The organism is Mesorhizobium sp. M7A.F.Ca.AU.002.02.1.1 (genome assembly GCF_003998535.1).
Lineage (GTDB): Bacteria > Pseudomonadota > Alphaproteobacteria > Rhizobiales > Rhizobiaceae > Mesorhizobium > Mesorhizobium ciceri.
Genome location: NZ_RZPB01000247.1, coordinates 1 through 7,587 on the forward strand (window position 1 = coordinate 1; position 7,587 = coordinate 7,587).

The following is a 7,587-nucleotide window of genomic DNA, read 5'->3' on the forward strand; positions in this document are numbered from 1 at the left end:
GTCCTCGGGAAGCTTGATGGTGATGCCATTGTCCAGCTTCAGGTCCCAGCGCCGTTCGCCGACACGGATATAACCTTTGATCCGGTTCGCGAGCTCGGGATATTTTTCGACCTTGGCCAGGAAATCGGGCGCGCTCGCCGGCGCGCCGGTGCCGATCAGCAGAGGCAGAAGCACCTGCTTGCCGCCCGAGAACGGCGCGATCATGGCGCCATTCTTCTCGATGACCGAAAGCTCGTCACCCTGCTGCCAGAGCGCGAAAGCCTCACGCTCCTCGACACGCACTTCCAGCGTATGCGGATAGACCTTGCGCACCGCCGCGACCTCGATCCACGGCAAGGTCGCAATTCGTTCCCGCGCGGCCTCGGCATTAAAGCCGATCAGCGACGTCCAGCCGTCGAGTTCAAGCCTGTCGAGTATATCGATTTCCGAGGTCTGGCGATTGCCCACCACCTTGACCTGATCGACGGCAAATCCGGTACGGGCGGTGATGCTCTGCACGATACCGTCGACATGACCGCCGAGATAGGCGCCATAGGCACTGCTCGAGAAAATCAGCACGGCCGACATCATGGCCGCGGAAAAGCGTGGCGCCTGGAATTCTCCGACACCGAGGCGCGCCATAATGCGCACCGGGCGGCGCAGCATCCGCGGCAGCACGAAATGGTCCAACGACAACGACAGGCCGAACAGCGCCGGACCGGCCGCGCCCCTCTCCCTACCCTGTCCCCATTTCAACGCAGACACGAAGCGTCCTCCACCATCCAACTCAACAAATCGCCAAACGAGTGCCCGGCATGGGCGGCGATTTCAGGCACCAAGGACGTCGGCGTCATACCCGGCTGGGTGTTGACCTCGAGCCAGACAATCTCGCCGTTTTCGGAATGCCGATCGTCATAACGGAAGTCCGACCGGGAAACGCCCCGACAGCCGATCGCTTGGTGAGCCTTGAGCGCCAGTGTTTGTATTTTTTGGTAAATATTCGGTGAAACTTTTGCGGGGCATTCGTGCTTTGATCCCCCGGCGACATATTTTGAATCATAGTCGTAGAAGGAATGGCCGGTCGGGATGATCTCGCAGACCCCCAGCGCCACATCGCCCATCACCGCGCAGGTCAGCTCCCTGCCGTGGATGTAGCGCTCGACCATGACGGTATCGCCATATTTCCACTCCGACGAGCCAAGAACCTGCGGCGGATGCGACTGGCCTTCATGCACGATGACGACACCAAAGCTCGAACCCTCATTGACCGGCTTGACCACATAGGGCGGCTTCATCGGATGCTTGTTCTGGATGGCGAAGCGGCTGGCGACCTTCGATTCGGCGACCACGATGCCGACCGACTTGGCAACCCGTTTGGCCTGCTCCTTGTTCATGGCCAGAGCCGAGGCGAGCACGCCGGAATGGGTGTAGGGAATGCCGAGATATTCGAGGATGCCCTGGATGGTGCCATCCTCACCAAAAGGGCCGTGCAGCGCATTGAAGGCGACATCGGGCTTGAGCTCGGCAAGCACGGAGCCGACATCGCGCCCGACATCGACGCGGGTGACCTGGTAACCTTCCTTCTCAAGCTCATCGGCGCAAGCCTTTCCGGAGGACAGGGACACGGGCCGCTCGGACGAAAAACCACCCAGCAGGACGGCCACATGCTTGTTTTTCATTCCCCGGCATCCCCTCTCTCACGGCGGACCAAAACCAGATTTTCCGCAACATTGAGTCAGAGTCTCCCGGCAGGTTGCCCCCCCAGACGGAAAACGCTGAAAACGCGTCGAACGACTCAAATCAGGAAACGCTTTCGAGCAGAGAATCAGAGAGTTGATTCACTGGCAAGTGCTTACGATTCCGAGAGATTCACTTTCTAAGAAAATGGATGCGAAAAGCGTGTCGTTGAGTCTTTGCGGCAACGGTCGCGGACCGTTTTTCGCCTCGTTGAAGTTCATGCATCACATGAACTTCAACGAGGCGCTAGGTGTGTCGAGATTCAGGTCAGGCCGAGTCGAAAACGATGGCTTTCGAGAACCGGAGCGGAGCATCACCTGAATATCAGCGCACCTTAAAGGAGCTGCCCGAGAAACTCCTGAACGGCATGCCCTGGCCGGAAATTGCCGATGCGCTTGATTTCCCATTGCAGCCGGATACCGGAATTCTCCAGCACCCGCGTGCGCACCGTCTCGCCGAGATATTCAAGGTCGTAGCCGGTCGCGGTTCCGGTGTTGATCATGAAGTTGCAATGCATCGGCGACATCTGCGCGCCGCCGATCATCAGGCCGCGGCAGCCCGCTTTGTCGATCTCCTTCCAGGCCGATGTGCCGTCGGGATTCTTGAAGGTCGAGCCGCCGGTCTTTTCGCGGATCGGCTGCACGGTCTCACGATGGTTCTGCACGGCCTCCATCGCAGCCTTGATGGTCGCCCTGTCCTCGGCAAAGCCTTCGAACACGGCGGAGGTGAAGATCAGCCCGGAGGGAGCCGCCGAATGGCGATAGGCGTATCCCATATCGGCATTGCTCAGCGTCTGCACATTGCCCTTGCGATCGAGTGCTCGCACTTCGATGACGCGCTCGCGCGTCTCGACGCCATTGGCGCCGGCATTCATTCGCAGCGCACCGCCGATTGCACCCGGAATGCCGTGGTAGAAATGAAAGCCGCCAATGCCGGCCTCGAGCGCCACCGCTGCGACGCGCTTGTCGGGGGTCGCAGCTCCCGCCTTGATCCTGATTGGCGAAATCACCTCGGCATCGCCGAAGCCCTTGGCCGAAAGCCGAATGACAAAGCCCTCGATGCCGCCATCGCGGACCAGAAGGTTGGAGCCGACGCCGACGACCGTCAGCGGTATCTCTTCGGGAACGGCTTTCAGGAACGCGGCAAGGTCCTCCTCATCGGCCGGCTGGAACAACGCTTCAGCCAGCCCCCCGGCACGGAACCAGGTGATCTTGTCCATCTCGGCGTTCGGCGTCAGGCGGCCACGCAGGCCGGCAAGCCGGTCGCCAAGTCTGTCGATCAGGGCCTGGCCGTGCCTCATGAGACGGTCCCGCCAAGCTCCTTGGGCAACGCATAGGCCCATTGGGTGATGTTGCCGGCTCCAAGGAAGACGACGAAATCGCCCGGCTTGGCCAGATCACGGACGATGGGCGCAATCGCCGCCGGGCCCTCGATGTAGCGCGCGTCGCGATGACCGCCGGCGCGGATGCGCGACACCAGCGCGTCCGAGCTGACGCCGTCGATCGGCTCTTCGCCGGCGGCGTAGACCGGCGCCACCATTACTGTGTCGGCGTCGTTGAAGCAGGTGGAAAACTCGTTGAACAGATCATGCAGCCGGGTGAAGCGATGCGGCTGGGCAATGGCGATGACACGACCCTGGGTGGCGCTGCGCGCCGCCTTCAGCACCGCCGAGATCTCGACCGGATGGTGGCCGTAATCGTCGAATATTTCGACGCCGTCCCACGAACCGGTATGGGTGAAGCGGCGCTTGACGCCGGCGAAGGACGACAGGCCCTTCTTGATCGCCTCGGCCGACAGGCCGAGTTCGTGCGCGACCGCGATTGCTGCCGTCGCGTTGGAGACGTTGTGACGGCCGGGCATCGGCAGGCGCAGGCCTGCTATGACAGTCTGGCCGCCGGTCTTGCGGTCGCGGATCACCACGTCGAATTCCGAAATGGCACCTGACATGCGGTGATTGGTAAAGCGCACGTCGGCCTGCGCATTCTCGCCATAGGTGATGACCCGGCGGTCCTCGATGCGGCTGACCAGCGCCTGCACTTCGGGGTGATCGGTGCACATCACGCCAAAACCGTAGAACGGAACGTTCTCGACAAACTGGCGGAACGCCTCGCGCACCTTGTCGAAGCTGCCATAGTGGTCAAGATGCTCGGGGTCGATGTTGGTGACGACCGCGATCTCGGCCGGCAGTTTCAGGAAGGTGCCGTCGCTCTCGTCGGCCTCGACCACCATCCATTCGCCGTCGCCCATGCGGGCGTTGGTGCCGTAGGCATTGATGATGCCGCCATTGATCACGGTCGGATCGAGCCCGCCCGCATCGAGCAAGGTCGCCACCATCGAGGTCGTCGTCGTCTTGCCATGCGTGCCGCCGATCGCCACCGCCTGGCGAAAGCGCATCAGTTCGGCCAGCATCTCGGCCCGGCGCACGATCGGCAGCAGCTTTTCGCGCGCGGCCTTCAGCTCAGGGTTGGATTTCTTGATCGCCGTCGAGACGACCACCACCTCGGCATCGCCGAGATTCTCGGCCCTATGGCCGACGAAGCATTCGATGCCCTTGTCGCGCAGCCGCTGCACATTGGCGCTTTCGGCCTGGTCGGACCCTTGCACCTTGTAGCCGAGATTGTGCAGCACTTCGGCAATGCCGCTCATGCCGATGCCGCCAATGCCGATGAAATGCACAAGGCCGATGGTCTGCGGCATCTTCATGCTTGCGTCCCCTTCCTGAAATCCGAAACGGTTTTTTTGGACGCAATAGCCTCTGTAAGATCGGCGAGCAACCGTGCCGCGTCCGGCCTGCCGGCCGATTTCGCACCCGCCGCCATTGCCGTCAGCCGATCGGGGTCGTCCATCAGCCCGCCGACAAGCGCTGCGATGCGTTCGGACGAGAGCGAGGATTGCGGATGCACTTCGCCGCCGTCGGCAGCGGCAAGGGCCGCCGCGTTCGCCGCCTGATCGTGATCGAGCGCATGGGGGTAAGGCACCAGCAGCGCCGGCCGGCCGATGACGGCGATCTCCGAGACGGTCGAGGCGCCGGAACGCGAGATCACCAGATGAGCGGCCGCCATGCGTGCCGCCATGTCGGTGAAGAAGGGCGAGACCTCGACGGCGACGCCAAGGGTGGCATAGACCGCCTTGACCCGCGCCACGTCATCGGCGCGCGCTTGTTGGGTAATGACCAGCCGTTTGCGCTGGGCGTCGGAAAGCAGCGCAATGGCTCCCGGCACGGCATCGGAAAAGAATTGGGCGCCCTGGCTGCCGCCAAAAACCAGCAGGCGGAACGGTTGATCCCCGGCAGATGCCGCATAGGCAGTCTTGGCCGCTTCCAGCACCGCAGGCCGGACCGGATTGCCTGTCGTCACCGTCTTGACCCCGGCTGCACTGCTGTCCTGCGGCAGGAAGCCGCCGGCGATCGCGTCGACACGGCCGGCCAGCGCCCGGTTGGCGCGCCCCATCACCGCGTTCTGCTCATGGATCAGGGTCGGTACCTTGCGCCGTGTCGCCGCGTAGAGCGGCGGCAAGGTTGGATAGCCGCCGAAGCCGACGACGGCATCCGGCTTGATCCTGGCGATGACGGCAGAAGCCTGGCGCACGCCGCGCCAGATTTTCCAGAAGGCACCAAGCAGGGCAAAAGGATTTTTCGAGCCCATCGTCGCCGACTGGATCGGGTGGACGGCAGCGGCCGGAAAATGGCCGGCGAAACGCTCGGCACGGTCGTCGGTTGCCAGGTGCACCGACCAGCCGCGCTCGTTCAGCTCATGCGCCAGCGCCTCGGCCGGGAAAAGATGCCCACCGGTGCCGCCTGCCGCGAGAAGGATGACGCCTCTGGCCATATCACTCCGCCGGCACGGCGCGTTGCGACAGGCCAAAGCCCATCTGCTTGCGCTTTTCCGGCCGCTTGCGTGTCAGCGCCAGCACCATCCCCATCGAGATGGCGATGGCGATCTGCGAAGAGCCGCCATAAGAGATGAACGGCAGCGTCATGCCCTTGGCCGGCACAAGCTGGAGGTTGACGCACATGTTGATGACCGCCTGCAGGCCGAAGACGGTGACGAGGCCGCCGACCGCATAGCGGGTGAAATCGTCATGCTCCTTCAGCGCCGTGTTGAGGCCGCGCAGCACGATGAAGGCGAATATCGACATGATGAAGAAGCACATGATCAGTCCGAACTCTTCGCCTGCGACCGAGAAGACGAAGTCGGCATGGCTGTCGGGAATAACGCGCTTGACTGTGCCCTCACCTGGTCCGACGCCAAACCAGCCGCCATTGATCAGCGCGTCGCGTCCCATATCGACCTGGAATGTGTCGCCTTCGCCGGTAAGAAACTTGTCGATGCGCAAGGCAACGTGCGGGAACACCGTATAGGCGGCGAAAACGCCGCCGACGCCGGCGGCACCCAGCGCAACGATCCACAGCCAGGGCAGCCCGGCCATGAAAAACATGATGCCCCAGGTGCCGGTCGTCAGCATGGTCTGGCCGAGATCCGGTTGCGCCACCAGCAGCGACACGACCAGTACCAGCAGCAACATGGCGAACAGATTGCCGGGAATGTCGGGCTGGCGCTTGTGCTCAGCGAAAAGCCAGGCGCACATGATGACGAAGGCTGGTTTCAAAAATTCCGACGGCTGGATCGACAGGCCGGCAAGCGACACCCAGCGGCGTGCGCCCTTCACCTCGACGCCGATGTAGAGCACCGCCACCATCAGCACCAGCATCAGGCACAGCATGATCAGCGCCATGCGCCGGATCTGCCTGGAATCGAGGAACGACACAGCCAGCATCACGCCGAGCGCCGGTACGGTGAAGATGATCTGCCTGGTGGCGAAGTGGAAACTGTCGAGGCCGATGCGTTCGGCGACCGCCGGGCTCGCCGCGAAGGACAGCACGATACCGAGGCCCATCAGCGACAGGAACGCCGCCAGGAACCAGCGATCGATCGTCCACCACCAGGTCGCAACCGGACTTTTGTCGAGACGGCTCTGCATTATCGTGCCCCTCCGATGGGTTTCACACCCTCGATAGCATTCGCAGCTTGCCTGAAGGCTTCGCCGCGAACTTCGAAATTCTTGAACTGGTCGAAGCTGGCGCAGGCCGGCGACAGCAGCACCACCGCCTCGCCGCTGTCGTCCTTAGCCGCATCATGCGCGGCGTGCTCGACCGCCGCGGCCAGCGTGCCTGAAATCTCGTAGGGCACGGCCTCGCCCAGCGTCGCCGAAAACGCCGGCGCCGCCTCGCCGATCAGATAGGCCTTGGCGATGCGCGGGTAGAAACCGCGCAAGGGTTCGATGCCGCCTTCCTTGGGCAGGCCGCCGGCGATCCAGTAGATGCGCGCGAAGCTCGACAGCGCCGGCGCCGCAGCATCGGCATTGGTCGCCTTGGAATCGTTGATGAACAGCACATGGTCCTTGCGGCCGACCTGCTCCATGCGGTGCGCGAGGCCGGGAAAGCTTTCCAGCCCCGACTGGATCTCGCCAAGCTCCAGCCCGACCTTGAGGCAAGCGGCGACCGCAGCCAGAGCGTTCTGGGCATTGTGCTGGCCACGCAGGAGCCGATGCCTTCGAGGAAGGCGACACGGCTGTAACGGCCGTGCACAGCTTCCATCAAATTGCTGCCATCGGCGAAATAGCCGTCGGTCAGCGGCAGGCGCTTGGAAATGCGGATGACATGCCGCCCCGCCCGCTCCAGCCGCTCGGCAATCTGCGCGCACCAGGAATCGTCGATGCCGACGATCGCCGTCTCGCTGCCGGCCACCAGCCGCTCCTTGATCGCGGCGTAGTGCTGCATGGTGCCGTGGCGGTCGAGATGATCGGGCGTCAGGTTGAGCAGGATGCCGGCCGTCGGATTGATCGAGGGCGCGAGGTCGATCTGGTAGGACG

Annotated in this window: 6 protein-coding genes and 1 pseudogene; all 7 read right to left on the bottom strand. The window is 63.1% G+C overall.

Annotated elements, in window-relative coordinates; genetic code table 11:
* On the bottom strand, nucleotides 1-744 hold a 744-nt coding region (locus EN879_RS16670; protein ID WP_164774437.1), incomplete at its 3' end, for a cell division protein FtsQ/DivIB.
* Complete coding sequence (locus tag EN879_RS16675) at nucleotides 732-1,658, bottom strand: D-alanine--D-alanine ligase (RefSeq protein ID WP_013530960.1); 927 nt, start codon at nucleotides 1,656-1,658, stop codon at nucleotides 732-734. The genes EN879_RS16670 and EN879_RS16675, both read right to left, overlap by 13 nt.
* A gap of 392 nt (nucleotides 1,659-2,050) precedes the next feature.
* Entirely contained in the window at nucleotides 2,051-3,016 is a 966-nt protein-coding gene (gene murB, locus EN879_RS16680) for a UDP-N-acetylmuramate dehydrogenase (RefSeq protein ID WP_063168309.1), read from the bottom strand.
* Complete coding sequence (gene murC / locus EN879_RS16685) at nucleotides 3,013-4,419, bottom strand: UDP-N-acetylmuramate--L-alanine ligase (RefSeq protein WP_013530958.1); 1,407 nt, start codon at nucleotides 4,417-4,419, stop codon at nucleotides 3,013-3,015. The genes murB and murC overlap by 4 nt, the downstream gene beginning before the upstream one ends.
* Entirely contained in the window at nucleotides 4,416-5,543 is a 1,128-nt protein-coding gene (murG, locus tag EN879_RS16690) for an undecaprenyldiphospho-muramoylpentapeptide beta-N-acetylglucosaminyltransferase (protein ID WP_063168310.1), read from the bottom strand. Before murG ends, murC begins: the two co-directional genes overlap by 4 nt.
* 1 nt (nucleotide 5,544) lies before the next feature.
* Nucleotides 5,545-6,696: a putative lipid II flippase FtsW gene (gene ftsW, locus EN879_RS16695; protein WP_013530956.1), complete on the bottom strand. Its 1,152-nt coding sequence runs from the start codon at nucleotides 6,694-6,696 to the stop codon at nucleotides 5,545-5,547.
* Nucleotides 6,696-7,587, bottom strand: a pseudogene (gene murD / locus EN879_RS16700) (UDP-N-acetylmuramoyl-L-alanine--D-glutamate ligase); the annotation flags it as partial. The pseudogene murD and the gene ftsW, both read right to left, overlap by 1 nt.

What these genes read in the sequence shown, in the direction of transcription:
- murB (WP_063168309.1), bottom strand. Translation starts at nt 3,016, where the DNA reads ATGAGGCACGGCCAGGCCCTGATCGACAGACTTGGCGACCGGCTTGCC.
- EN879_RS16675 (WP_013530960.1), bottom strand. Translation starts at nt 1,658, where the DNA reads ATGAAAAACAAGCATGTGGCCGTCCTGCTGGGTGGTTTTTCGTCCGAG.
- murG (WP_063168310.1), bottom strand. Translation starts at nt 5,543, where the DNA reads ATGGCCAGAGGCGTCATCCTTCTCGCGGCAGGCGGCACCGGTGGGCAT.
- murC (WP_013530958.1), bottom strand. Translation starts at nt 4,419, where the DNA reads ATGAAGATGCCGCAGACCATCGGCCTTGTGCATTTCATCGGCATTGGC.
- ftsW (WP_013530956.1), bottom strand. Translation starts at nt 6,696, where the DNA reads ATGCAGAGCCGTCTCGACAAAAGTCCGGTTGCGACCTGGTGGTGGACG.